General features: G+C 61.5%; 21 protein-coding genes. 9 read left to right on the forward strand and 12 right to left on the reverse strand.

What is annotated here, in order from left to right:
• The first annotated feature begins 135 nt into the window (after positions 1 to 135).
• Entirely contained in the window at positions 136 to 1,008 is an 873-nt protein-coding gene (locus PQQ96_RS23000) for a DUF5677 domain-containing protein (RefSeq protein ID WP_408296966.1), read from the forward strand.
• Positions 1,009 to 1,234: 226 nt separating this feature from the next.
• Here PQQ96_RS23000 and PQQ96_RS23005 read toward each other — a convergent pair whose 3' ends face one another.
• The 3 genes from PQQ96_RS23005 to PQQ96_RS23015 all read right to left on the reverse strand — a co-directional run bounded on the left by PQQ96_RS23005 (position 1,235) and on the right by PQQ96_RS23015 (position 3,049).
• Entirely contained in the window at positions 1,235 to 1,936 is a 702-nt protein-coding gene (locus PQQ96_RS23005) for an HAD family hydrolase (RefSeq protein WP_408296968.1), read from the reverse strand.
• Between the two features lie 123 nt (positions 1,937 to 2,059).
• Positions 2,060 to 2,374: a hypothetical protein gene (locus PQQ96_RS23010; RefSeq protein WP_408296969.1), complete on the reverse strand. Its 315-nt coding sequence runs from the start codon at positions 2,372 to 2,374 to the stop codon at positions 2,060 to 2,062.
• A 105-nt stretch (positions 2,375 to 2,479) separates the two neighbouring features.
• Positions 2,480 to 3,049 (reverse strand): carboxymuconolactone decarboxylase family protein, encoded by a 570-nt coding sequence (locus PQQ96_RS23015; RefSeq protein ID WP_408296971.1) that lies wholly within the window; start codon positions 3,047 to 3,049, stop codon positions 2,480 to 2,482.
• Between the two features lie 63 nt (positions 3,050 to 3,112).
• On the opposite strand from PQQ96_RS23015, the gene PQQ96_RS23020 reads away from it, so the two are divergent.
• Positions 3,113 to 3,427, forward strand: a complete 315-nt coding sequence (locus PQQ96_RS23020; RefSeq protein WP_408296973.1) for a winged helix-turn-helix transcriptional regulator — start codon at positions 3,113 to 3,115, stop codon at positions 3,425 to 3,427.
• A 126-nt stretch (positions 3,428 to 3,553) separates the two neighbouring features.
• On the opposite strand, the gene PQQ96_RS23025 is transcribed toward PQQ96_RS23020, so the two are convergent.
• The 3 genes from PQQ96_RS23025 to PQQ96_RS23035 all read right to left on the reverse strand — a co-directional run bounded on the left by PQQ96_RS23025 (position 3,554) and on the right by PQQ96_RS23035 (position 6,184).
• Positions 3,554 to 3,946, reverse strand: coding sequence for an RcnB family protein (locus PQQ96_RS23025; protein WP_408296975.1), 393 nt, complete (start codon positions 3,944 to 3,946; stop codon positions 3,554 to 3,556).
• A gap of 288 nt (positions 3,947 to 4,234) precedes the next feature.
• Positions 4,235 to 5,875: a chaperonin GroEL gene (gene groL, locus PQQ96_RS23030; RefSeq protein WP_408296977.1), complete on the reverse strand. Its 1,641-nt coding sequence runs from the start codon at positions 5,873 to 5,875 to the stop codon at positions 4,235 to 4,237.
• A gap of 18 nt (positions 5,876 to 5,893) precedes the next feature.
• Complete coding sequence (locus PQQ96_RS23035; RefSeq protein WP_007177123.1) at positions 5,894 to 6,184, reverse strand: co-chaperone GroES; 291 nt, start codon at positions 6,182 to 6,184, stop codon at positions 5,894 to 5,896.
• Positions 6,185 to 6,474: 290 nt separating this feature from the next.
• On the opposite strand from PQQ96_RS23035, the gene PQQ96_RS23040 reads away from it, so the two are divergent.
• Both PQQ96_RS23040 and PQQ96_RS23045 read left to right on the forward strand, forming a co-directional pair.
• The gene (locus tag PQQ96_RS23040; protein WP_408296979.1) at positions 6,475 to 7,692 is read left to right on the forward strand and encodes an acyl-CoA dehydrogenase family protein; all 1,218 of its coding nucleotides are present in this window, start codon (positions 6,475 to 6,477) and stop codon (positions 7,690 to 7,692) included.
• 53 nt (positions 7,693 to 7,745) lie between these two features.
• Positions 7,746 to 8,090 carry a DUF3088 domain-containing protein gene (locus PQQ96_RS23045; RefSeq protein ID WP_408296981.1) on the forward strand — a complete coding sequence of 115 codons (345 nt, stop codon included), beginning with the start codon at positions 7,746 to 7,748 and terminating at the stop codon, positions 8,088 to 8,090.
• A gap of 102 nt (positions 8,091 to 8,192) precedes the next feature.
• Here PQQ96_RS23045 and PQQ96_RS23050 read toward each other — a convergent pair whose 3' ends face one another.
• Positions 8,193 to 9,422, reverse strand: a complete 1,230-nt coding sequence (locus PQQ96_RS23050; protein ID WP_494478206.1) for a porin — start codon at positions 9,420 to 9,422, stop codon at positions 8,193 to 8,195.
• A gap of 311 nt (positions 9,423 to 9,733) precedes the next feature.
• On the opposite strand from PQQ96_RS23050, the gene PQQ96_RS23055 reads away from it, so the two are divergent.
• The 5 genes from PQQ96_RS23055 to PQQ96_RS23075 all read left to right on the forward strand — a co-directional run bounded on the left by PQQ96_RS23055 (position 9,734) and on the right by PQQ96_RS23075 (position 16,941).
• Entirely contained in the window at positions 9,734 to 11,368 is a 1,635-nt protein-coding gene (locus PQQ96_RS23055; protein WP_408296984.1) for an ABC transporter substrate-binding protein, read from the forward strand.
• Between the two features lie 187 nt (positions 11,369 to 11,555).
• Complete coding sequence (locus PQQ96_RS23060) at positions 11,556 to 13,160, forward strand: ABC transporter substrate-binding protein (protein WP_408296985.1); 1,605 nt, start codon at positions 11,556 to 11,558, stop codon at positions 13,158 to 13,160.
• Positions 13,161 to 13,173: 13 nt separating this feature from the next.
• Entirely contained in the window at positions 13,174 to 14,154 is a 981-nt protein-coding gene (locus PQQ96_RS23065; RefSeq protein WP_408296987.1) for an ABC transporter permease, read from the forward strand.
• Between the two features lie 43 nt (positions 14,155 to 14,197).
• Positions 14,198 to 15,169, forward strand: a complete 972-nt coding sequence (locus tag PQQ96_RS23070) for an ABC transporter permease (RefSeq protein ID WP_408296989.1) — start codon at positions 14,198 to 14,200, stop codon at positions 15,167 to 15,169.
• A gap of 32 nt (positions 15,170 to 15,201) precedes the next feature.
• Entirely contained in the window at positions 15,202 to 16,941 is a 1,740-nt protein-coding gene (locus PQQ96_RS23075) for an ABC transporter ATP-binding protein (RefSeq protein ID WP_408296991.1), read from the forward strand.
• Between the two features lie 131 nt (positions 16,942 to 17,072).
• On the opposite strand, the gene PQQ96_RS23080 is transcribed toward PQQ96_RS23075, so the two are convergent.
• The 5 genes from PQQ96_RS23080 to PQQ96_RS23100 are packed head-to-tail and all read right to left on the reverse strand — an operon-like array spanning position 17,073 to position 24,072.
• Positions 17,073 to 18,599, reverse strand: a complete 1,527-nt coding sequence (locus tag PQQ96_RS23080; RefSeq protein ID WP_408296993.1) for an amidase — start codon at positions 18,597 to 18,599, stop codon at positions 17,073 to 17,075.
• Positions 18,600 to 18,624: 25 nt separating this feature from the next.
• Positions 18,625 to 20,259 carry an ABC transporter substrate-binding protein gene (locus tag PQQ96_RS23085; protein WP_408296995.1) on the reverse strand — a complete coding sequence of 545 codons (1,635 nt, stop codon included), beginning with the start codon at positions 20,257 to 20,259 and terminating at the stop codon, positions 18,625 to 18,627.
• 2 nt (positions 20,260 to 20,261) lie between these two features.
• Entirely contained in the window at positions 20,262 to 21,311 is a 1,050-nt protein-coding gene (locus PQQ96_RS23090) for an aldo/keto reductase (protein ID WP_408296997.1), read from the reverse strand.
• A gap of 38 nt (positions 21,312 to 21,349) precedes the next feature.
• Entirely contained in the window at positions 21,350 to 22,969 is a 1,620-nt protein-coding gene (locus tag PQQ96_RS23095; RefSeq protein WP_408296999.1) for an ABC transporter substrate-binding protein, read from the reverse strand.
• Between the two features lie 41 nt (positions 22,970 to 23,010).
• Positions 23,011 to 24,072, reverse strand: coding sequence for an ABC transporter substrate-binding protein (locus PQQ96_RS23100; protein ID WP_408297001.1), 1,062 nt, complete (start codon positions 24,070 to 24,072; stop codon positions 23,011 to 23,013).
• Positions 24,073 to 24,079 lie beyond the last annotated feature (7 nt).

Here is a 24,079-nt window from a genome sequence, read left to right on the forward strand (position 1 = left end):
GGCCGCCAGGAGGAGACCTGGGCAATCTGCGTACACACCGAATAGTGCTTGTGGTCAGTGAGTCCGTGCTAGACGTTAGACTGCGTTATTCTCGTCACTCTAATGTACTGTCTTGGCTCACGCAGAATGTCCAGCATGACGACCAATCACATCACCGCATTTCGCAAAGCCTTCAAGATCGACAAGACTCTCAACCTCAGCGAAGCCGCACCGTTGATTGAGGCAATATACGACGCTCAGAGCGAGGCGTACGCGGCGGTTTGGGGCATCGACTGGGACACCCCAGCGGTTGGTTTTCGGGCGCAGACGCTGTTTAATCTGCTCTCCCGCACGTACGAGCATGCGCAGGCAATGCTGGTCGCCAGTGTAACGGGGTCACCTGCTAGCTCAGAAGTCCTGGGTCGCACCGTCATTGAGGGCGCCATCAACGTGACCTACCTTGCTGCGAAAGGGAATCCAGGAATGCTGCTCAACTTTCTTCATTCGTGGGTATCCGAGCACAACAAGAAGCTCACCGACTGGAAGCAGCTAATCGCAGATCGAGCTCCGCCTGAAGTGCTCGATCGCATCGATATCCGTCAGAGCCTGCTTGAACCGCTAACCAGGTACATTGAAGGCGCCGAAGCCCACTGCGGGTTGGCAGCGGAGCGATCCAGCTCCCCTTGGCCAAAGCAATTGTTCCAGCGATTTCAGGCTTTGGGTCGCGAGGAGGCCTACTTCGAGTGCTACCACCGCCTCAGTGGTGCATTTCATCTAACCGGCGAGGACACGATCAACTACCTCATTTCCCAGGAGATGCCGCAAGATATGCAAGTGCGCATGGGAAGGGAGGCTTGGGCTTACTCCCGAATGATGACGATGTTCTCGAGCCTGTTTTTCCTCGATGCCGCCGAGGCATGTGCTCAAGCCTTCGGTGGCACGATTCCGTCCCTCGATGCGCATCACATACGTATCGTGCGAGAAATCGCGAAGATCGCCCCAGCCGCCGGTGTACCCAACGCCGCGTAGGTGCGTCTTTCGGGTGAACAAGGGTGTTCGAGCGCAAATTTCGAACGTCTGAATCCCGCCAAAGCGGTCAACCAAGAAAATGCATCGAACGGCTGCTTCTTGGCCGAACCGAGCCGAATGACCACGGTCGCTGCTCGACCCGCTCCAGTCCTTGGTCCGCTCCAGAGCGGCCACTCATATGCCGCATTCCCCGTCTCCTCCATCACTTCAGATCTTCCGGATAGCGTCACGGGCGGTGCCCATCAGCGACTGAAACCCCAGCGCGTTCCGATCCGCGTACCAACTGGGCCAGTTCGCCGACATGCGCCTTGACGCAACGCTCGCCTCTCGCGGACCAATGTTCGGCCGACATTGTGCCGGTCAATACGCCAACAAAACTCACACCAGCAGCCCGCGCCGCTTCGGCATCAACAGGATGGTCACCGACATACATGGCTGAAGCGGCTGGCACGCGCAGATGCGTCAATGCCAGCACAAGCGCGTCGGGGTGGGGTTTGCGGCGCTGCACGTCCTCTCCACCGACGATCAGATCCACCAGCGGGCGCAAGCGGGCGGCGTCCAGGATCGACTCAATGCGGTAGCGGAACTTGCTCGACACGATCGCCACATTGATACCCTGGCCCCGCAACTGTTCGAATAGATCAGGTACTTCCCGATAGATCTGGGTCGATGAGACCATGACTTCATCGGCCCGCTCGACAAACAGACGTGCGAATTCATCAGCGCGTTCTGTCTCTCCGTTTCCGGTCAGCGTTTGAAACATTCCCTGTAAGGTTAGGCCAATAACGGAGTGGATTCGTTCGCGTTCGGCTTCCGTGATTCCCATCGCTCGTAATGCGTACCGTGTACATTCCACGATTCCGTTAGAGGAGTCAGCCAACGTCAGATCGAAGTCGAACATGATGGCTTTGACGTGTCCACCTGCCATTAAAAGGCTCCCGGTTTTAGTTGAGACAGCGAAGGGTTTCCGCAGCACAGCGGACAAGATTTTATTCGGACGAAGGTATGCGTTTGCGTTGCTGTTGCGAGCATCGGAACGTAAAGATCCAGCTTACTCATCAGAGAGAATTTCGTGGGTAACGTTATCAACCACGACGGGGCTCTCAAAGTACGTGACCGAGGGATCTGCACCGTACGTCTCCCGCGCGGATGCTCTCCAACTCTCGGTGTACATCGCCTCAGCTTCGGCGCGGGAGTTCCAGAGATAGACTCCGCCGGCCGCGCTCCCGTCTTGCGACAGGACATAACACTTACGGAGAAGCCCGGCTACGCCCCGATACTTCGGGGCCTTGCTCAGGAAAAGGCTTCGTGCCTCTTCACGTGTGATCGGCTTTGACAACTTGAACGACGTGATGACGGTGATCATCGGAGCGCTCCCTCCGTTGTGAAAACTGTTAGGAATCTTGCTCCTGTTTTTAAAATCTGCGAGCGCGCCTGAGTTGCCGTGTGCTCTTGCCGCTCGGCGGACAGATCATTGCGGCTCTCGGGTCGCCACGCGTAGAGGAAAGCGCATCGCATAAGATTCGAGCGGCAATCGCAGTGCGTTGGTGAGATAGCTTACGGTTCGATAGAAGCCCGCCAGCATCAACATCTCAAGGATCGTTTCCTCAGCGAAGTGTGCGCGCAACGCCTGCCATGCGTCTTCGTCGACACCGCAGTCACGATGCAGTGCATCGCATATTTGCAGGACAGCTGAGTCTTCGGCCGACCAGCATTCGTCTTGAGGGGTGCCGTGTACCAGCGCCTCGATCTGCCCAGCCGAAAAACCGGCGCGTTCGCCAAAGAACGCCATGTGCACACCCCACTCGTACTCGGATCGACACAGCGCGGTGGTCCGATCGATGATCAACTCGCGTTGCCGCAGCGTCAGGTGGCCACGATCCAGCAAGCTGGCAGCGAAGAATTTGCCAAACAGGCGTTCGTCGCGAGCCATCGTCGTGAAGAGGCTAAGCGGCGGCACGCCAGGCGGCATGATCTTCTCCAGGGTCTCCTGGACGGCTGGCGCGAAGGGCGGCTGAGCGGGCGAGATACGAGCGGGCATGTCGAATCCTTGTGCTATATTTTCAATAGCAAATCCTAGTCACAACGCTATGAAAAGTAAAGCATGAAGATACCGAAAGTTGGTACGCCGGTGCGCGGGTCAACGACGGGCCGTCCCATCATGGTCGCGCTCGATCTGCTGGGGCGACGGGCGGCGCTACGTATCCTGTGGGAATTGCGGGGCGAGCCGCTGACGTTTCGCGCACTGCTGGAAGCAGCCGACACCAATCCCAGCTTGCTCAATACCCGGCTTAAGGAATTGCGGGAGGCGGGGCTCATCGATCATGCGGGGCAGGGATACTGTCTGACCGAGGCAGGGGTGGCGTTACGGATGGCGTTACGGCCGCTAAACGATTGGGCGGAGAGCTGGTGCAAGTGATGCCGGACGGGCGCCGTCTCACTCTGCAGCAGCGCAAAGGCCCGCAACTGCGGGCCGCCGCGCCCACAATCCTCAGAACGAAGATCGCTTGTCAGTACGGAAAGCAATCGCTTCCGGTTCGGTTGGTTACTGCGCGTTAAGCAGGACGTTTGCGATCACACCGGTCGCGATGGCGGCGAGTACATAGTCGCCGTTCACGCCTACCCATTGATATCCGCGCGGTGGCGCTTGCAGGCCGTGTTCGTGCCAGTTGTCGACAACGTAATTACGATCCCGGTACTCTGCCGGAAGCCGCTCCCCCTTGTGCCAATCGTTGTGGGGAACAGGGCCGCCCGGGCCGCCCAACGACGCTTCGTGCGGCGCAGGGCCGCGACCATGCTGGTTGTTGTGCCCCGGATTGGGTCTGTGTTGCGGGGGCTGGCCGCCGCCGTGATTGTCCTCGTGTTGCTGCGCGAAAACGGCAACGGGTGTGCCGAGTAACGACATGATCAAAAGCGGTGCGACGATGCTCGACTTCATGGCCTTGCCTCCGAAAGAATGACAGGGTGATGACTGTTCGGCGTTCGAGGATCTGTCTGCCTCGAAGCACGTGCTGCATTTTGACTGTCCAGCTACGCGACGTCGTTTGCCTATGATCGTTCGCGACGTCTGCGCTGGCAAATAATGTCATAAGAACGTTAGTTCGCCAAAACCGCGCGTGACTGCTTCACTTTTGATCGGAGGGAATGGAATGGAACTGCACGCCGCCATGCTGCCGAAAAGCATGCCGGCGTGCGTGACCAGCTAAAGCGCTGACGCCTGGAATGCCTAGAAATCCAGTCCTGGCCCACCTGCGCCCGGACCGCCAGGCTGGCCTGCTGCCGGCGCATCCTTCGGTGCTTCATGCACTGTGGCATCGGTGGTCAACAACAGACCCGCCACCGAGGCCGCGTTTTGCAGTGCCGTACGCGTGACTTTGGTCGGATCGAGCACGCCCGACTCGACGAGGTCGCCGTATTGGCCGGTCTGCGCGTTGTAGCCAAAGTTGCCCGTACCCTCGGCCACTTTCGCGACCACCACGCTGCCTTCTTCACCGGCGTTGGTCACGATCTGGCGCAGCGGCTCTTCGAGCGCACGCAGTACGATCTTGATGCCCGCGTCCTGATCGGCATTCACGCCTTTGAGTCCGCTAATGGCCTGCTTCACGCGAATCAGCGCGACGCCACCGCCTGGCACGATACCTTCTTCGACAGCAGCGCGCGTGGCATGCAGCGCGTCGTCGACGCGGTCTTTCTTTTCCTTGACTTCGATCTCGGTTGCGCCGCCCACCTTGATGACCGCCACACCGCCCGCCAGCTTCGCGACGCGTTCCTGCAGCTTCTCGCGGTCGTAGTCGGAGGTCGCTTCTTCGATCTGGGTGCGGATCTGCTTTACACGCGCTTCGATGTTCTTGCTGTCGCCGGCGCCGTCGATGACGGTCGTGTTCTCCTTGCCCACCTCGATGCGCTTGGCTTGACCGAGCTCCGTGAGGGTTGCTTTCTCGAGCGACAGCCCGGTTTCCTCAGCGATGACTTGACCGCCAGTCAGGATCGCGATGTCTTCGAGCAGGGCCTTACGGCGGTCACCGAAGCCCGGCGCCTTGACCGCGACGGTCTTCAGAATGCCGCGAATGTTGTTCACCACGAGCGTGGCCAGCGCTTCGCCTTCGACGTCTTCCGCGATGATCAGAAGCGGGCGGCCGGCTTTGGCGACCTGCTCCAGAATCGGCAGCAGATCACGGATGTTCGACACCTTCTTGTCGTGCAGCAGCACGAACGGGTTATCGAGCACGGCAACCTGTTTGTCCTGATCGTTGATGAAGTACGGCGACAGGTAGCCACGGTCGAATTGCAGACCTTCGACCACGTCGAGTTCATCGTCGAGCGACTTGCCGTCTTCAACGGTAATGACGCCTTCCTTGCCGACCCGGTCGATCGCTTCAGCAATGCGTTGGCCGATCGACTCTTCGCCGTTGGCCGAGATCGTCGCGACCTGGGCGATTTCCTTGCTGGTCGTGGTCGGCTTGCTGATCTTCTTGAGCTCTTCGATCGCGGCAATCACGGCTTTATCGATGCCGCGCTTCAGATCCAGCGGATTGAGGCCGGCCGCGACGTATTTCTGACCTTCACGTACGATGGCTTGCGCGAGCACCGTAGCGGTGGTGGTGCCGTCACCGGCGGCGTCGCTGGTGCGCGAGGCGACTTCCTTCACGAGCTGCGCGCCGATGTTCTGCACGCGGTCCGACAATTCGATTTCCTTAGCAACCGAGACGCCATCTTTGGTCACGATGGGTGAACCGAAGCTGCGCTCCAGCACGACATTGCGGCCCTTCGGACCGAGCGTGACCTTGACCGCATTGGCCAGAATGTTGACGCCTTCGACCAGTTTCGAGCGGGCGACGTCGCTAAAAATAATTTCTTTTGCTGCCATGATTTGACGCTCCGTTCGTTATTGAGTGACGACTGCTACGACATCTTCTTCGCGCAGCACGAGCAATTCGTTGCCGTCGACTTTGACTGATTGCCCGGCGTATTTGCCGAACAACACACGCTCGCCGACTTTCAGGTCGGGCTCGATACGCTTGCCGTCGCTATCGCGCTTGCCTGGTCCAATGGCGATCACTTCACCCTGGTCCGGTTTTTCCGCGGCGCTTTCAGGAATCACGATGCCTGAAGCAGTTTTGGTTTCCTGGTCGAGACGCTTGACGATCAAGCGGTCATGCAAGGGACGTAGGCTCATGGTTCGATTTCCGCGATTGAATTTTGGCACTCGTCGGTGGTGAGTGCTGACCAGAATCGAGTATAGAAAGATGCCGCGCGACGCTCCAATAACGGATTCATCGATCGTTATCGGCGAATGGCATTTCAGAAACGCGCATATCCATAGCTGGAATTGCTGGTTTTACGCTGCCTGCCGCGTCCCTATACTGGTCCGTCGCATCGGCACGTCCCATGGGGACGCCGGTTCATGCTCCCAGTGCATATCGCCGGATCAAATCTGATCCGGGCGCTTTTACAAGGAATGAAGGCATGCAGGTCTCTCAGGAAAGCGCAGCGCGTGCGCGGCTTCAGGCGGCACTCACCGCGTTGCCGGCGCTCGCCAAAGCGATCGGCGAAGATGCCGCGCAACGCGAGGTGCGGCGCGAATTGCCGTTTGACCGTTTCGCCTTGTTTCGCGAATCGGGGCTGGGTGTGCTCCGTTTTCCGGTCGAGTGGGGTGGCCTCGGCGGTTCGCTGGAAGATCTCTTCCATGTGATCGCCACGCTGGCTGCGGAAGAGTCCAATGTCGCGCACGCATTGCGGATTCATTTCGATCTGACCGAGCAGTTGGTGCTGTCACCGCGTTCTGCCTTCAACGACACGCAGATCGAGCGCGTACGGGAAGGGACGATCTTCGGCGGCGCGTCGACAGAACTCGGCACATCCAGGCCCGGTGAAATCGTCACCAAGCTGGTGCGCGACGGTGAGCACTTTCGCGTAACGGGTAAAAAGTACTATTCGACCGGCACGGCATTCTCCGACTATGCGCGTATCAACGTGCAGGACGAGAATGATGAGAAGGTATCGATCGTTATCCCGGTGTCCCGTGAAGGCCTGCAGGTACTCGACGACTGGGACGGGATGGGGCAACGCATGACGGCGAGCGGCAGTCTCGTGCTCGACAATGTGCAGGTATTGGCCCATGAAATCGCGACACGCGGCTATACGAGTCTCGCAGGCCGCCATGGCAGCGCGGTGCGGCAGTTGCATCTGGTCACGGTGGCGGCAGGTATCGTGCGCAACATTCTGGCGGACGCGCGACGCTACGTGACGCAACACGGGCGCCCGGTGCTGCATAGCCCGGCGCCCTCGGCACGCGAGGATGGTTTTGTGCAGCAGGTGGTGGGCGATCTAGCGGCGCACAGCCTGTCGATTGACGCGCTGGTGGCGCAAAATGCGCGCACCCTGGACCGTTCGGCAAATGCAATCCGCAGCGGCGCAGCCAACGCGGAAGAGCTTGTGCTGGAAGGGGCATTGGCGACCGCCAAAACTCAACTGGTGGTCAGCAAGCTGGCGCTCTATGCAGGCGAGCGCCTGTTTGAAGTCGGCGGGGCCTCGGCCACCGGGCGGGCTCACAATTTCGACCGTCACTGGCGCAACCTGCGTACGATCTTCAGCCACAACCCATTGCTGCATAAAGCACGCGTGATCGGCGACTACGAGCTGAACGGCGTGACCACACATCTGACTGAAGGGCGCGTTTTCTGAAGATCCGGAACAACGCCGCGATCCATTCACCCATCATTCAATCACTGAGCACTATGAGCCGAGACCTGTTATTGCTGCTGGAACCGGGCTTTACCGATCCGAACCATCCCGGTGAGCGCTTTATTTGCCCGGATGGCGCACCTATCGAAGGTTTGCTGGCGAGCGACCCGGCGCTCAACTCTCGCCTGGAGATTCGCCGCTTGCCGTTCCCGCGTCCGCGCGCCGCGGTCGTGGCGGCGCTCGACGCTGAGCACCAGAGTCTGCCGGTGTTGATTCTCGGCGACGAACAGCCTGCGCCTGCTGATGCGCAGACGCTGGGTGAAAAGCGCTTCGTGACGGACACGCGACGGATACTCGACCTGCTCGCGCAGCGTCACGGTTTCCCTAAGGTCCATTGACGACGTGACTGCGCGAAGGGTGCCTGCTGATCCAGGCGCGCAGCGTCACGCGGCTCAGAAGCAACGGGCACCCGATCCCAATCCCGATCGGGTGCGCCTGCGTCAGAACAGATGCTTGATGCCCGCCGAGACGGCCACCTGTTTGCTGGTGGCGGACGGTGTGAGATACCCGATCGCAGCGACCGCGGGCCGGCCCAGCGAGTCCGTACCGCTGGCGTGCTGGTAGGCGCCGGTCAAATACAGATCGGTGGCTTTGGATAGCGAGTACGCAGTCGTGAGATTCAATTGCTCGTACTTCGCGCTGTCCTTGCCGCCGACACTTCCTCCCTCCGTATAGTCGAACGATGTGCCGAAGCGCAGGAACGGCGTTGCCTGATAGCGCAAGCTTGCACTCACGGTACTGAGCGTCGTCGAGCCGCTGTAGTTGAGCGGATTGAGCGACCCATTCGAGCCTAGTCCGCGGAACTGCGTATTCGAGTAGGCCGCGCCGAAGATCGCACCGCCGCTCGTATAGGTCGCCGCAACCGAAACGGTCTGCTGCGTGTGTGCCGATGCGAAGCCGGCGATCGCCGGATTGGCCTCGGGGACGGTGGCCGACCCGGCGGAACCCAGGTTGTTGCCCGTGGCGCTCGCATTCGCGTTGGTGCCGTAGAGCGACGTATTCGGATTGCGTGCATTGACGATCGACGCAGCGAACGCGAATGCGCCGCCGGTGTAGCTGGCGCCCGTGGACCATAGCTGGTTCTGCGTGACATTGCCGGCCACGCCGCCGACGCTGTACAGCGCGCCGAAACGGAACCCGTTGAAAGAATCCGACAGGTACTTGATCGAATTGTTAATGCGGTGCGTGAAGTTCAGATTGTCATAGTCGGCCGGATGGATCGAAAGGTTGCCCCCAAACCAGATGTAGAGCAATGGCGATACGAACTCCACCGATGTATCGCCCTGACGTCCCAACGTGAACGTACCGTAGCGGTCGGCGCTGACACCCACCCAGGCCTGGCGGCCGAACTCCGTACCCCCTTGTCCTATCGTGCCATTGCTCACGCTGAAGCCGTTTTCGAGCTGGAACACGGCCTTCAATCCACCGCCCAGATCCTCCACGCCTTTCAGGCCCCAGCGGCTCGACGACAGGCCGGATGAACCGCTATCGAACTGCGACACCTGGGCGCCACCCTGAGGTTTGCCGGATGCGGACGTTGCAGCGGTTTGTGTGTTGTTCGTATAGGTGAGGTTGCCTGTGACGATCCCATACAGCGTGACGCTGCTTTGAGCACTTGCTGTGCCGGCCATTAAAGATGAAACGCCAAAAGCGAAAAGCAGTTTTTTCATAGTTGTTGAAATCAATGTTGAGAGAGCGCGAGAGAAGTGATAGTTGAGGGTAGAAGTGAAGCGACCAGTAACGATAAGCAAAACGAATTTATTGAACAAACAAGAAAATTCGATATGGATATCGGCTGTTTCCCTCGGATATGCGCTCAAACATCGATCTTCAAACGATAACGACAACCATCGGCAATAGATATGCAATCCTCAATTGATTCGTTCTTTTGTCGCGTAGTGGTTGATATCTTGCGGCGCATCCGATAGACATTGCGGCGCTTTTCCTGTCGGCATCGCGCTCGCATCCGCAGGGAGTACGCATGAGTCATCGCAGAGGATTTCATTCCGGACGTCGTCACGCGTTGCTGGGGTTCGCAGGCGGTGCGGCCGGTATCGCGCTCGGCCCATTCGCCCCTTTGGCACATGCCACAGTCCAGGACAGCACGGTGTCGCCGCGACGCGGCGGCCGGCTGACGGTACTGGTGAATCCGGAGCCGAACGCACTGGTCAACTTCGCCACCACGGCGGGCGCGGAACAGAGGATCAGCCCCAAGGTCACCGAAGGTTTGCTGGCCTATGACTTCAACGTGCAGCCGCGTCCGCAACTTGCCACCGCCTGGTCGATCAGTCCCGACGGTTTGCAATACACCTTCAAGCTGCGAGAGGGCGTGCGCTGGCACGACGGCCAGCCGTTCACGTCGAAGGACGTGGTGGTGTCGATCGGGTTGCTGAAGCAGTATCACTCGCGCGGCCGCTCGACCTTCGCCAACGTGGTGGAAGTGCAGACGCCCGACCCGCACACGGCGTTGCTGAAGTTATCGAAACCCGCACCGTATCTGATCTATGCGCTTGCTGCGTCGGAGTCGCCGATCGTGCCCGCGCACCTCTACGGCAGCGGCAATCCGTTGGAGAATCCCCATAACATCGACCCGATCGGAACGGGACCCTATCGGTTCAAGCGTTGGGAGCGGGGCAGTCATGTGGTGTTCGTGCGCAATCCTGACTACTGGGACGCGCCCAAGCCGTACATCGACGAGCTGGTCGTGCGCTTCATCGGCGATCCGGCCGCGCGTGCCGTTGCACTTGAAACGGGCGAGCTGGATCTGGCCGGCGAGAATCCGGTGCCGTTGGTCGATATTCAGCGCCTGGCCGCTCTGCCGCATCTGGCGCTGGAAACGCGCGGCTATAGCTACAACGCCGCGCAAACACAGTTGCAGTTCAATCTCGACAACCCTTATCTGTCGAAGCAAAAGGTGCGTCAGGCGATTGCGCACAGCATCGACCGGCAGGCCATCCTGAAGTCGGTGTGGTATGGCTACGGGATTGTTGCGCCATCACCGATCAGTCCGCTGTTGACCCAGTTCTATGATCCGAACGTGCCGACCTTGCCGTACGACCTTGGCAAAGCCGGACAACTGCTCGACGAGGCGGGTTTGCCACGTCAGGCCAACGGCTTTCGTTTTCCGTTGACGATCGATTTCAACCCGTACGACGCGACTTTCGCCCGCCTTGCCGAATATTTACGGCAGACATTGCGTCGCGTGGGGATCGAGTCGACCGTACGCTCGCAGGATTTTGGCGCCTACGTAAAGCGGATCTACACCGATCGTGATTTCGATCTGGACGCCAACTTTCTCGGCAATACTTTTGATCCGACCGTGGGTGTGCAGCGGCTTTACTGGTCGCGTAACTTCAAGAAAGAGGTGGCGTTCTCCAATGCGTCGCACTATGACAGCCCTGAGGTCGACCACCTGCTCGAAGCCGCTGCTGTGGAGAACGATCCGCGTACGCGAATCGACTATTTCAGGAAATTCCAGCAGGTGGTGGCGCGCGATCTGCCGATCGTCAATCTTGTCACGCTCCAGCAGGTGACCCTCTACAACCGGCGTGTGCACAACCATACGGTGACCGCGGACGGTCTGGGTGGAAATCTGGCCGACGTGTTTATTGCGTGAGGTAACGATCCAGAACAGTGCATGGCCCTTCCTCCGCATTGTGCTTTGCATATGCATAACGATTGGTTCGTTTGCTGCCGCAGCGGCTTTATCGTGAGCGCTGCGGCAGCCGTATTGCCGAAAAAATCATGAAGGCATTTCACTCGACCGCGACGGGTCGACTCATCGGCAAAAGGAACGGGATCACATGGCAGGGCTGAATCGACGCGAATTTCTGATTTCATCGGGCACAGCGCTCGCGGCGGCCGGTATGCCCGGACTGACGTTCGCACAAGGCGACACGGCTGGGCCGAAGCGGGGCGGTACGCTCAATATGCTAATCAATCCGGAGCCGCCGGTGCTCGTGTCGATCTTTCAGACCACGGGTCCGGCACTGGTTGCGAGTTCCAAGGTGCTTGAAGGCTTGCTCGCCTACGACTTCGATTTGCGGCCCAAGCCGCAGTTGGCCACCGCATGGACCGTCAGCCTGGACGGCTTGAAGTACACATTCACACTGCGGCAGAACGTCAAATGGCACGATGGGCAGCCGTTCACCTCAGCCGATGTCGCGTTCTCGATCGACTTGCTCAAGGCGGTGCATCCGCGCGGCCGCAGCACGTTCGCCAACGTGACGCGTGTGGCCATGCCGGACGCACGGACGGCGGTGATCGAACTGTCGAAGCCGGCGCCGTATCTGTTGAAGGCGCTGTCCGCGGGCGAATCGCCGATCGTTCCCGAGCACCTGTATGCCTCGGGCGATCCGCTTTCTAATCCGCACAACAATGCGCCGATCGGCACGGGGCCGTTCCGTTTCAAATCGTGGACGCGCGGCGCCAATATCGTCTACGAACGCAATCCGGACTATTGGGACGCGGGCAAACCGTACATCGACGGCCTCGTGTTCAAGGTCATTCCCGACGCTGCCGCGCGTTCCGCCGCATTCGAAACGGGCGCGCTCGAACTGGGCGGCGAGAATCCGGTGCCGCTCACCGATCTGCCGCGCCTTACGCAATTGCCGCAACTGGCCGTTGAAACGCGCGGCTATCGCTTTCTGGAACCGCTCGCCGAAATCGACTTCAATCTCGAGCACCCGATTCTCAAAGATCTGCGCGTGCGCCAGGCGATCGCGCACGCCGTCAATCCGCAGGTTGTACAGCGCACGGTGGCGTATGGCTATGCCGATCTGTCACCCACGCCGATCACGCCGGGGTCACCATATCACGACGCAAAGCTCACGCCGTATGCGTTCGATATCGGCAACGCCGAGAAGCTGCTCGATGCAGCGGGTTATCCACGCAAGGACGGCGGCGTGCGCTTCAGTCTGACGCACGATTTCCTGCCGTATGGCGACATGTACCGCCGCCAGGCGGACTACGTGAAGTCGGCGCTGGCGCGAGTGGGTATCGACGTCACGGTGCGCTCGCAGGATTTGCCGGCGTTCCTGAAGCGGGTGTATGCGGATCGCCAGTTCGATTTCACCAGTATCGGCGTCAACACGCTGTTCGATCCGAGCGTGGGGGTGCAGCGCCTCTACTGGTCGAAGAATATCCGCCCTGGTGTGCCGTTTTCGAACGCGCCGCACTACAGCAACCCCGAAGTTGACCGGCTGCTGGAAAGCGCGTCGATCGAAACCGACGAAAGCAAACGCGTCGTGCTGTACCAGCAGTTCCAGCAGATCGTCTATCGCGACCTGCCGATTCTCAACCTGGTCGCGCCACGCATGGTCACGCTCGCGAACCGTCGCGTTCACAACCATACGGTTTCCGCGCAGGGCCTCGAAGGCAATCTCGCGGATGTCTATCTGAGCGCATGACAGGAGAGACACGATGAGTCGACGTTTGCGTTTCGGTGCGATTCTTCGGCGTACCGCGTGGCAGGCGCTGCCTACGGTGATCGGCATCGTGATCCTGAATTTCTTCCTGCTCAAGCTGATGCCGGGCGACGCCGCCGATGTGCTGGCCGGCGAATCCGGCTCGGCAACGGCCGAGACCATGCAGGTGCTGCGCGCGAAGTTCGGGCTCGATCAGCCGGTTCTTCATCAGTTGTGGTCGTACCTCGCGCATCTGTCGCATTTCAGCCTGGGTTATTCACCGCGTTACGACATGCCGGTGATGCAGCTGATCCTGTCGCGCCTGCCGAATACGCTCTTGCTGATGGGCGTCGCATTGTCGTTCGCGATCGTGGCGGGCGTGGTGCTCGGCGCGGTGATGGCGCATTGGGCCGGCAAGTGGCCCGACCGGGTGCTGTCCGTGCTGGCCTTGCTGTTCTATTCGACACCGGGTTTCTGGATCGGCCTGCTGGCGATCGTGTTGTTCTCGGTGCATCTGGGCTGGCTGCCGAGCGGGGGCAACATCACGCTCGGTGTGCAACTGCATGGGTTCGCCTTTTTCGCCGATGCAGCCAAACATGTCCTCCTGCCTGCCGCGACGCTGGCGACATTCTTTGTCGCGATCTATGCGCGGCTCACGCGGGCTGCGATGCTGGAGGTACAACGCCAGGACTTTGTGCGGACCGCGCAGGCCAAGGGCTTGCATCCGTGGCGCGTGACGGTGCGCCATGTATTGCGCAACGCTCTGATGCCGCTCACGACGATCATCGGCATTCACTTCGGCACGCTGTTAGGTGGCGCCGCGGTGACCGAAACGGTGTTCAGCTGGCCGGGTCTCGGGCGTCTCGCGCTCGACGCCGTGATGGCGCGCGATTTCAGTGTGCTGCTCGGCGTTCTGCTGCTGTCGTCGCTGCTCGTGATCGTCGCTAATGTTCTGGTCGATCTGCTGCAGGCATGGCTCGATCCGCGCGTGGCGTGAAGGCGTTCACGCTTACGCCGACCTGTTTTTCTAGAGGGATGAAATGGCTTCCGACTCTTCCAATCTGATTGCCACGCCGCCCGAGCCGACGACGTCGCCGTGGCGGCGCCAATTGGCCGGCACGCTGTTCGGTCAGCGACGCGCCAACTCGGCGGATGCATCCGGATCGCGCGGCACCGGACGTGGCGTCTGGCGCGCACTGTTGCGCAATCCGTCCGCACTCGCCGGGCTCGTGTTGCTAGCGGCCTTTATCGCGCTCGCACTCAGCGCGGGGCACCTGTTTCCGAGCGATCCGCTCGATATGGTGGCGGCGCCTTTCGAATGGCCGGGCGCCGACCCGCAATACTGGCTTGGCACCGATTCGCTAGGACGCGATGTGGCCGCGGGTATCGCGCACGGCACGCGCGTGTCGCTGCTGATCGGCGCAGCGTCGGCCGGCATCGGTCTGGTGATCGGCACGCTGGTCGGCGCGACAGGGGGATTCTTCGGGGGCGTGATTGACGATCTGCTGGTGCGCGTGACCGAACTCTTCCAGACAGTACCGTCGTTTCTGCTGGTGATCGTGATTGTGGCGATCGGCCGGCCGAGTGTGACGATCATCGCACTCGCGATCGGCATTGCCTCATGGCCCACCGTCGCGCGGATCGTGCGGGCGGAATTTCGCACGCTGCGTCAGTCGGATTTCGTGCTTGCCGCACGCAGCCAGGGATTCAGCAACGCGCGCATCATTTTCGGGGAGATTTTGCCGAACGCGTTGCCGCCGGTGATCGTTACCGCATCGGTGATGGTGGCGAGCGCGATGCTGATCGAGTCGTCGCTGTCGTTTCTCGGCATGGGCGATCCGAACGTGGTGAGCTGGGGCGGCATGATCGGCGCCGGCCGCGATTCGCTGCGCACCGCATGGTATCTGACCGCTGTTCCCGGCGCGGCGATCGTGCTGGCGGTGCTTGCGCTGAACCTGCTCGGCGACGGCTTGAACGACGCGCTCAATCCGCGCTTGCGCGAACGAGCCTGACACATTAGCTGACAACGTACAGAGGATGCATTGTGGCAAACCTGCTTGAAGTACGCGACTTGCGCGTCAGTTTCGGCGCGCATGAAGCCGTGCGTGGCCTGAGCTTCGATATCGCGCAAGGCGAGACGCTCGCGCTGGTCGGCGAATCGGGTTGCGGCAAGTCAGCGACGGCGCTGTCGTTGATGCAACTCGTGCCGAAGCCGGGACGCGTGACAGGGAGCCTGCGTTTTGACGGTCGTGAACTGCTCGATTTGCCGGCGCGCGAGATTCGGGCAATTCGTGGCCAGCAGATATCGATGATCTTCCAGGAGCCGATGACGTCGCTCAATCCGGTGCTGTCGATCGGCGCGCAGATCGTCGAGACGTTGCGGCAGCATGAGCGCCTGTCTAGAGCCGCCGCATGGAAGCGTGCGGTTGAGCTGCTCGAACTGGTGCAGATTCCCGAGCCGCAGCGGCGCGTATTCGATTTTCCGCATGAGCTGTCCGGCGGTCAGCGGCAGCGCGTGATGATCGCAATGGCGGTGGCTTGCCGGCCGCGTCTGTTGATCGCCGACGAGCCGACCACGGCGCTCGACGTCACGATTCAGGCGCGCATTCTCGACCTGCTCGACGGTTTGCGGCGCGAGTTGTCGATGTCCTTGCTGTTGATCACGCATGACCTTGGCATTGTCGCGAGCCACGCGGATCGTGTCGCGGTCATGCTGGCGGGTGAGAAGGTGGAGGAGGCACCGGTGGCACGCCTCTTCACGCAACCGCAGCATCCCTACACGCGCGGTTTGCTGGGCGCGTCGCTGAACCTTGCGGACGATCTGCACTATCGCGGCTGGAAGTTGCCGGAGATCCGCCACTGTATCGGCGAAGATGGGAAGCCGAGCTTTGCCGTGGTGCCGCGTTCGGTGCGCACGGGCCTATACGTTGCGGATGCGGATGCGGATGCGGATGCGGATGCGGATGCCGCGTTGCGTGGAGCTGCGGCCGCCGAAGCGCCACTGCTCGCGCTGCACGAGGTGCAGATCGACTATCCGCAACGTCATGGGAAAACCACGCTGCATGCCGTCGACGGCGTGTCGCTGCAGATAGCCCGCGGCGAGACGGTCGGCCTTGTCGGCGAATCCGGTTGCGGAAAATCGACGCTGTCCAAAGCGATCCTGCAGCTCGTGCCGACAGCGGGCGGTGAGATCCGCTTGCGCGGGACCGATCTCGTGCCGCTGGGCGAGCGCGAACTGCGGCCGCTACGGCGTCACGTGCAAATGGTGTTTCAGGACCCGTACGCGTCGCTCAATCCGCGCCGCACGGTGGCGGAGATTCTCGATACGGTGCTGGTGGTGAACGGCATTGGCAACGCGCAACAGCGCCGCTCACGTATCGCCACCATGCTCGATCGGGTCGGTTTGCCGAGCTCCTCGCTTGGCCGCTTTCCACACGAGTTCTCAGGTGGCCAACGGCAACGCATCGGGATTGCGCGGGCGCTGGTGCTCGAACCCGATCTGCTGATCTGCGATGAGCCGGTGTCCGCACTCGACGTGTCGATTCAGGCGCAGATCCTCAATCTGCTGGTCGATCTGAAGCGCGATCTCGGGCTCGCGTATCTGTTCATCTCGCACGACCTCTCGGTGGTGCGCTATATCGCCGATCGCGTGCACGTGATGCAGGCCGGACGGATTGTCGAGAGCGGACACCATCGGGACATCTGGCGCGCGCCCCAGCATCCGTACACGCGCACGCTGCTCGACGCGATTCCAGGCAAGACTTTCGACGCGCAGGCGGCGTAGTCCGCCGGCGTCATTGCTTCGAGCGCCAGGGCATTGGTCAGTTTGTAGCCGCTGAAGATCGCGAGATACCTTGAATCGCGGCGTAATCGACATTGCCGAGTGCGCCGCGATGCCTGCGCCGATTCGCGCGCTTATCGGACCGCACCCGCTTCATAACCGGGTGGCACGAGAAAGCCGCCATAGGCTTCTTTCAGCAGACGCGCGAACGCAATCGGCGTACGGTCTTCAAGCCACGGGCCGACGGCTTGCGCACTGACCGGCAAACCGTCGTCGTCGAGGCCGAGCGGGAAACTGGTGGCCGGCAATCCGGGCAGCACGGGCAGGCCGGCCCAATAGAAAAAGTCGAGGAAGCGCACCTGGTGCACGCCGTCTTCGTAGGCCACCGGATAGGTGCGCGCGTCTTTCGGCTCCTGATGGTTGTGACGAAACGCGGGCACAGGTGCGATCGGCGTCACGACCACGTCGAACGATTCGAAAAGCCGTTCCCATTGATGACGCAATGCATGGCGTTGTTCGTCGGCTTTGAGCCAGTCACGATGCGCAAGCGTGGGTGCGCGCAACCAGGCGGCGTCGGCGCTCTGATCGTCCGGTGCGAGTTCGGCGAGCCGTTGCCGGGCCGTTTCGCTTTGCGCAGGCGGCTCGGCAAGCGACGAACCGAGCAGCGTCCTGTACAGCGGATGCGTGCGCGCCAGGTCGGGCAGCAGACCGGCGGGCAGATCGGCAGGGTGGCTCACCTGCGCGCCTTGCGTGCGCAGACGCTCGACCACACGCTCAGTCACGAGCCGTTCCGACACGCTGCGTTCGGTACCGGGCCAGGTGTCGATGACGAGCACGCGGAAATCGGCGAGACGCGCATGGCGTGCGGGCGGCAGGGTCACGCGCCACGCCTTGGCCGTCAGCGGATCGCGATTGAGCAGCAGATCCAGCGCGAGTTCCAGATCGCCCGCGCTGCGGGCCAGGGGGCCGGCCACGCTCAGATCGCGTGCGGAAAAGCGTCCCGGCGGCGCGCCGGCACCTCGTAGCGATACCAGGCCGTAGCTGGGTTTGTGACCGTAGACCCCGGTAAAGTGCGCCGGAATGCGGATCGACCCACCGATATCGGAGCCGAGTTCCAGCGCGACGTAGCCTGCCCCAAGCGCCGCCGAAGAGCCACCCGACGAACCGCCAGGCGTCCGTTCGAGGTCCCAGGGATTACGCGTCAAGCCGTAGACCTCGTTGTAGCTTTGCAGGTCCGTCAGGCCAATCGGTACGTTTGTCTTGCCGATAATCACCGCGCCGGCTTCACGCAGCGCGGCGACCGCGAGCGAATCGCGCTCGGCGCGATTCGCCGCGAAAGCGGGGTTGCCGACGCTGGTAACGAGTCCCGCCACATCGAACGACTCTTTCACTGTGACCGGCACGCCGAGCAATGGGCGCCGCTCGCCACGCGCCAACGCGGCATCGGCCTCGCGTGCCGCGGCGCGCGCCGCTTCGTGGTCGTGCGCGACCACGGCATTCAACTCGCGATCGAAACGGGCAATCCGCGCGAGGCTGTGTTCCAGCAGGTCGACGGCTGACACGCGGCCATCGGCTAGCGCTTGTGCCTGCTCTCTCGCACTCTCGAAAGTCAATGCGTCGAGAACGGTGGACCTTGGGGCATCCAGTTGATGTGCGGTCATGATTGGAGGATCTCGTGTCGACGGGTCAGGTTTTGGGTTCGATCCAGGTATCGGAGAAATCGCCGGCCGTGAGATCGATGCTGTTGTTCAGGTTGTGAACCCTTGCGTGATAGACCTGCAACGCGGACGGCACCGTGACGAGCGGCAGCACCGGCAGATCGCGGCCGACGATCTGCTGGATCTGCCGGAAGGCAGCCGCGCGGCGCGTCTCATCCGTCTCGACCGCTGCCTCGCGAAACAGATCGTCGACTTGAGAATTCTGGTAGTGGGAGGCGTTGATCCAGATGAGCGGATGCTTGACGCCATCCGACCAGTAGATGCGTTGAACGCCGACGGTTGGGTCGTAAAGACGGCCGAGTCCGTTCAGGTTCAGATCGAATTCGCGCGCCGTATAGGCCCGGCGCAAATACGTCGGCAGGTCGCCGTCGAGAATCGTTCCCTTGATGCCGATGCGCGATAGCGCGGCGCGCAGATACTCGGCGGCGCGTCGAAAATCGGCGCCGCTGATGTAGTTGATCTCGAGTGCGAAGCGCTGCCCGTCGGCCTGTTTCGGATAGCCCGCTTCGTCGAGCAGACGGTTTGCGACACTGAGATCGAATGGATAGTGAAACGTGCTGTCGTCGTAATAGCTCGACAGCACGGCCGGGATAGGCGAGTCGACCACGCTCGAGCGTTTGTAGAAGACGTTGTCCCTGATGAAATTGCGGTCGACGGCATGCGCGATCGCCTTGCGCACTTCCGGCTTGGCGAGAGTCGGGTTCTCGAGATTGAACTCGAGGAAGGCCGCGTTGTTCAGGTACGCGTCATAGCTGTCGTCGATTTTCAATTGCGGCAGTTTCGCGAGGCGGCCGAGGTCGGCAAGCCCCACATTTGTCGCGGCGTCGACTTCGCCTGTTTCGAGCGCGGCGGAAATGGATGCCTGGTCGGGCACGATGCGGTAAATCACGCGGTCGAGGTGCGGTTTGCCCGGTCGCCAGTAGTTGGGGTTCTTGCGCAGGCTGACGTAACTGCCGCGCACCCATTTGTCGAAGATGAAGGGGCCGGTGCCGATCGGCGCGGTGAGATTCGGACTGGTCAGCGGATCGCCGTCACCGTAGCGGTGCTGCGGCACGATCGGCAATTCCGCCGACGACAACGCCTTGATCAGATAGGGCGTGGGCTTGCCGAGCACCACGACGGCCGTCAGCGGATCCGGCGTGTCGACCCGTTCGACATTGGCGAGCGTGATGCGGCCACGGGGGCCGAGGCGCTTTTGCGTGAGAATCGAGTAGCGGACGTCGGCCGAGGTGAAGTTCTCGCCGTCATGCCACGTCACACCAGGCCGAAGCTTGAAGGTGTACTGGAGACCGTCCGGGCTGATGCTCCATGCCACCGCCAGTAACGGCTGCGGTCTGAACTGCGCGGCGTAGCGTAACAGCCCCTCGGTGATTTTGGCGCTGATGTTGCGGATGACCGTGTTGGTGTCGAGCAGGGACACCAGTGACGGCGGCTCCTGTTGAACCGCATAGGTCAGGGTGCCGCCTTGCGACGGTGTTGCGCTCTGGCTGGTTGAAGCCGGGGTGGCGGTGGCCGCACTCGCGAAGCTCGGCCAGGCAGCCGTTGTGCCGGCGGACAGGAAGGCCAGCGAGGTCTGCAGGAAATTGCGCCGGTCGAATGTCATGGCTATCCCTGCTGAACGGCCGCTAGCGCATCCTGGGATGCGCCATGCCGTGCAAGCCGCCCAAAGAACGGATGGCCTGGATCGTTGAAGCCCGGTGTCGACGGATGGCCGCTGGTCACGAGCGAGTCGACGAATGCTTCGTCTTCAGACGTCAACTGATAACGCAGCGCCGGCAGATAGTCCTGCCATTGCGCTTCGGTACGTGGGCCACCGATCGTCGAACTGATGTAGCGGCTATTGAGCACCCAGGCGAGCGCAAATTGCCCAGCCGAAAGACCCCGCGCTTCGGCATGCTCGCGCACGCGCCGCGCCAGTTCGAGCGATTCAGGACGCCATTCGGTCTGCTGCAGGCGGCGGTCGCTGCGGCCCGCACGCGTGTCGGCAGCGGGCGTCGCGCCCGGTTCGTACTTACCGGTCAGCACGCCGCGCGCCAGCGGACTATACGAAATCACGCCGAGCCCGTAGCGATGCGCGGCAGTCAGTTGCTCGGCTTCCGCCTGGCGATTGGCGATGTTGTAGAGCGGTTGGCTCGCCACCGGCGCATCCAGTCCGAGCGCCTGGGCGGTATGGCTGAACTCGGCGATCTTCCACGCGCGATGATTCGACAGCCCGTAGTAGCGTAGTTTGCCTGCCTGGATCAAATCGTTGAGCGCACGCACGGTCTCTTCGACCGGCGTCTCGTGATCTTCGCGATGAATGTAGAGCAGATCGATGTAGTCGGTATTCAGACGCTTGAGGCTCGCGTCGACGGCCCGCACGATATGTTTGCGCGACGCACCGCGTGCGTTGATATCGTTGCTATCGAGCGGATTGGCGAACTTGGTGGCGAGCACCCAGCGCTCGCGTTGCGCGGCGATGCTGCGGCCGACCACGCGCTCGGATTCGCCTTTACCGTAGACGTCCGCGGTATCGATCGAATTGACGCCTTGCTCGTGGGCCTGATCGATGATGCGGGCGGAGGTTGCTTCGTCGGTCGGGCCGCCGAACATCATTGTGCCGAGCGTTAGCGTCGAGACCTTGATGCCGCTGCGGCCGAGTTGTCTGTATTCCATATGAATCGGGTTCCGTGAGAATGTGAATCGAAAGAGGGTTAACGTTGCAGCCACACGTCGGCGAAACTTGCCGAGACACCGTCGGGCGAGGTCGTATGGTTGTGCACCGCGCGCGAATAGACGGTCAGGTACTGCGGTGCCACGAGATTGATGTCCGGCAGATCGCGTTCGAGAATGCGCTGAATCTGCGAGAACAATTGCTTGCGCTTCGCTTCATCGGTTTCTTCGGCGACTTGCGCGAACAACTGATCGATCTCGGGATTGCTGTAATGGGAGCCGTTGGTAAAAGGCACGCCGCGCCGGAAGTTGCTGGTCGTGTAGAGACGGGCCACGCCGACCACCGGATCGAACAGATTGCTCATGCCGTTGATGCTGAAATCGAAATCGCGGTCGGTGTAGATGCGCTTCAGGTACGCCGGCAGATCCTGGCTGCGCACCGTGACGGCGATACCGGCGCGTGCCAGGGCGGATTTGACGTAAGCCGCGGTGCGCGCGGGCAGATCGCTGATGGGTAACGGATCGACCGTCAGGGCGAAACGCGTGCCGTCGGCTTTGCGCGGATAGCCAGCTTCGTCGAGCAATGCGTTGGCGCGTTCAACATTGAACGGATAGGGTGTGGGCACCGGATCGTAGTAGGGGTTTGACGGAATGATCGGGCTCGCGAGCGGCGTCGCATAGCCGTAGTAGATGACCTTGCGGATCACTTCGCGATCCAGCGCCGATGCGATCGCCTGACGTACTTTCGGATTCTTCAGCACCGGGTTGTCAAGGTTGAACTCGATGCGCGCCACGCCTGCCTGGAATTCGTAGCCGCGTGTCTCGAGCCCAAGCTTCGGGTTGCCTTTCAGGCGTTCGAGATCGGACAAGGGAACGGGCGAATCGCCGCTCAGATCCACGGAGCCATCTTCGAAGGCGACGGTGCGGGCGGCTGGATCGTTGATGACCTTGACGACAATGCGGTCGAGCCACGGCTTGCCTTTGTCCCAGTAGTCATCATTGCGCACGTATTCGATATAGCTGCCGCGCACCCATTTGACGAAACGAAATGGCCCGGTGCCGATCGGTGCGTTATTGGCGGGATTGGTCAACACGTCGGTGCCGTCGTAGATATGCTTCGGCACGATTGGCGTTTCCGACGAAGAAAACGCCTTGATCAGATAGGGCGCCGGTTTCGACAGGGTAATGACGACGGTATAGGGGTCCGGCGTCGCGACGTCGGTGACATTGGCGAAGGTGGTCTTCGCACGCGGATGGACCTGCCTGAGCGTCTGGATCGAATATGCGACGTCGGCGGACGTGAAGGGCTTGCCGTCGTGCCATTTCACGCCATGGCGCAGATGGAAAACGTATTTGCGGCTGTCGTCGCTGACTTCCCACGAAGTGGCGAGCGACGGCTTGGGTTGGAACTTGAAGTCGTACTCGAGCAGCCCTTCGACGACTTTCGGGCTGACCTTCAACACGTTGGTCGCGGTGGTGGCCAGATCGACCAGCGCGGTCGGCTCCGGCGTGACGATGAAATTGAGCGTGCCGCCGCGGGTCTGTGCCTGCGCAGGCAGACCCGACAGCGCGATGACGAGCGTGACCGCCCATCCGAGCGCTGTGCTGAAAATGCGCTTGCGGTGGCGGCGCAACGCCGCCAGCGATGTGACATCGGTCATCGTTGAGTGGTAGGAGAGAAGAAGAGGGATGCGAAGCCGGTTCAGACCGTGGAAGGCGTCAGCGCGTGGCGCCGTACAAGCGCGGCCCGCAGGGGCGCCGGGTCCACCCATGCGTCGAAATCGAAGTCCGACGGAATGAAGCCCCACGTGAACAGAAAGTGTTTGAAGTTGGCGAGGGCGGCGAGCGCTTGCGGATCGAGTCCGATCGTCAGTTGCCGATGCAGGCCACCTGGGTAGGCACGCTCGACCCAATGCTCGGCGCTGCGCGTTTCGCGCGCAACGTACTGCGCCACCTCGGTCGGGTGACGATTGGCCCACTCGCCGGTGTCCAGCGTGCGCGCCAGAACTCGCTCGACCAGATCCGGACGCTCGCGCAGCAGTTGCGCATCCACGGTCAGCGGGCGCGGTGTGCCGTTATTCGCGTGCAGCGCACGATTGGGCTGCGCGCTGATGTCGACGAGGATCCTGGCGTTGAGCAGGTTCGTCATATCGAGGCCCGTCGCACCTTTGACGAAGACGACGTCGGCTTCTCCGCGCAGCAGTGCCTCGGCCTCACGCGTGAATTCGTGCGAGCGTTGCGCGTCGAGCCAATCGGCGAGCGGCGCATCGGCGGCAGGTTTGGCGTCTTCAAGGCTGCGCGGCGTGTGCGGCAAATCGACCAGATCGATGTCTTCGAGTTGCACCCCCAGCGCGCCGAGTAGCGAGGAGAAACCGCGCAGCGCGGTCGCGCGATGAAAATCGACCACGCTTGCACGGGTGTTGAGCGGGAATCCGAAGCGGCGTCCGGCAAGAGATTCAGGGCTCGCGTCCAGTTGCCTGTCCAGCGTGATCAGCGCCTGGAATTCGTCCACCCAGCTCACGCCGATCAGGCGCGTGTCGCTGCCTTGGGCGCGGGCCCAGAGCGCGGGAATGTTGCCGCCCTGACGGAACGACCATGGCTGCGTATGCGTGAAATGCGAGCGGCGAATCTGCACGTCGTCGGCATCCTGCAGCGCCTTGACATCGATTCCGTCGACGGCGAATTCCTCCTCCAGCCAGCCTTTCTGCACGGTGATGCCGAAGGGCGTGGGGGCGGGGCAGCGCGTGTACCAAAGTCGGCTCATACGATCA

It is taken from the genome of Paraburkholderia sediminicola (assembly GCF_046027825.1).
Taxonomy (GTDB): domain Bacteria; phylum Pseudomonadota; class Gammaproteobacteria; order Burkholderiales; family Burkholderiaceae; genus Paraburkholderia; species Paraburkholderia sediminicola_D.

Excerpts from the sequence above, each read along its gene's own strand:
- PQQ96_RS23000 (WP_408296966.1), top strand. The coding sequence starts at position 136 with ATGACGACCAATCACATCACCGCATTTCGCAAAGCCTTCAAGATCGAC.
- PQQ96_RS23005 (WP_408296968.1), bottom strand. The coding sequence starts at position 1,936 with ATGGCAGGTGGACACGTCAAAGCCATCATGTTCGACTTCGATCTGACG.
- PQQ96_RS23010 (WP_408296969.1), bottom strand. The coding sequence starts at position 2,374 with ATGATCACCGTCATCACGTCGTTCAAGTTGTCAAAGCCGATCACACGT.
- PQQ96_RS23015 (WP_408296971.1), bottom strand. The coding sequence starts at position 3,049 with ATGCCCGCTCGTATCTCGCCCGCTCAGCCGCCCTTCGCGCCAGCCGTC.
- PQQ96_RS23020 (WP_408296973.1), top strand. The coding sequence starts at position 3,113 with ATGAAGATACCGAAAGTTGGTACGCCGGTGCGCGGGTCAACGACGGGC.
- PQQ96_RS23025 (WP_408296975.1), bottom strand. The coding sequence starts at position 3,946 with ATGAAGTCGAGCATCGTCGCACCGCTTTTGATCATGTCGTTACTCGGC.
- groL (WP_408296977.1), bottom strand. The coding sequence starts at position 5,875 with ATGGCAGCAAAAGAAATTATTTTTAGCGACGTCGCCCGCTCGAAACTG.
- PQQ96_RS23035 (WP_007177123.1), bottom strand. The coding sequence starts at position 6,184 with ATGAGCCTACGTCCCTTGCATGACCGCTTGATCGTCAAGCGTCTCGAC.
- PQQ96_RS23040 (WP_408296979.1), top strand. The coding sequence starts at position 6,475 with ATGCAGGTCTCTCAGGAAAGCGCAGCGCGTGCGCGGCTTCAGGCGGCA.
- PQQ96_RS23045 (WP_408296981.1), top strand. The coding sequence starts at position 7,746 with ATGAGCCGAGACCTGTTATTGCTGCTGGAACCGGGCTTTACCGATCCG.
- PQQ96_RS23050 (WP_494478206.1), bottom strand. The coding sequence starts at position 9,422 with ATGAAAAAACTGCTTTTCGCTTTTGGCGTTTCATCTTTAATGGCCGGC.
- PQQ96_RS23055 (WP_408296984.1), top strand. The coding sequence starts at position 9,734 with ATGAGTCATCGCAGAGGATTTCATTCCGGACGTCGTCACGCGTTGCTG.
- PQQ96_RS23060 (WP_408296985.1), top strand. The coding sequence starts at position 11,556 with ATGGCAGGGCTGAATCGACGCGAATTTCTGATTTCATCGGGCACAGCG.
- PQQ96_RS23065 (WP_408296987.1), top strand. The coding sequence starts at position 13,174 with ATGAGTCGACGTTTGCGTTTCGGTGCGATTCTTCGGCGTACCGCGTGG.
- PQQ96_RS23070 (WP_408296989.1), top strand. The coding sequence starts at position 14,198 with ATGGCTTCCGACTCTTCCAATCTGATTGCCACGCCGCCCGAGCCGACG.
- PQQ96_RS23080 (WP_408296993.1), bottom strand. The coding sequence starts at position 18,599 with ATGACCGCACATCAACTGGATGCCCCAAGGTCCACCGTTCTCGACGCA.
- PQQ96_RS23085 (WP_408296995.1), bottom strand. The coding sequence starts at position 20,259 with ATGACATTCGACCGGCGCAATTTCCTGCAGACCTCGCTGGCCTTCCTG.
- PQQ96_RS23090 (WP_408296997.1), bottom strand. The coding sequence starts at position 21,311 with ATGGAATACAGACAACTCGGCCGCAGCGGCATCAAGGTCTCGACGCTA.
- PQQ96_RS23095 (WP_408296999.1), bottom strand. The coding sequence starts at position 22,969 with ATGACCGATGTCACATCGCTGGCGGCGTTGCGCCGCCACCGCAAGCGC.
- PQQ96_RS23100 (WP_408297001.1), bottom strand. The coding sequence starts at position 24,072 with ATGAGCCGACTTTGGTACACGCGCTGCCCCGCCCCCACGCCCTTCGGC.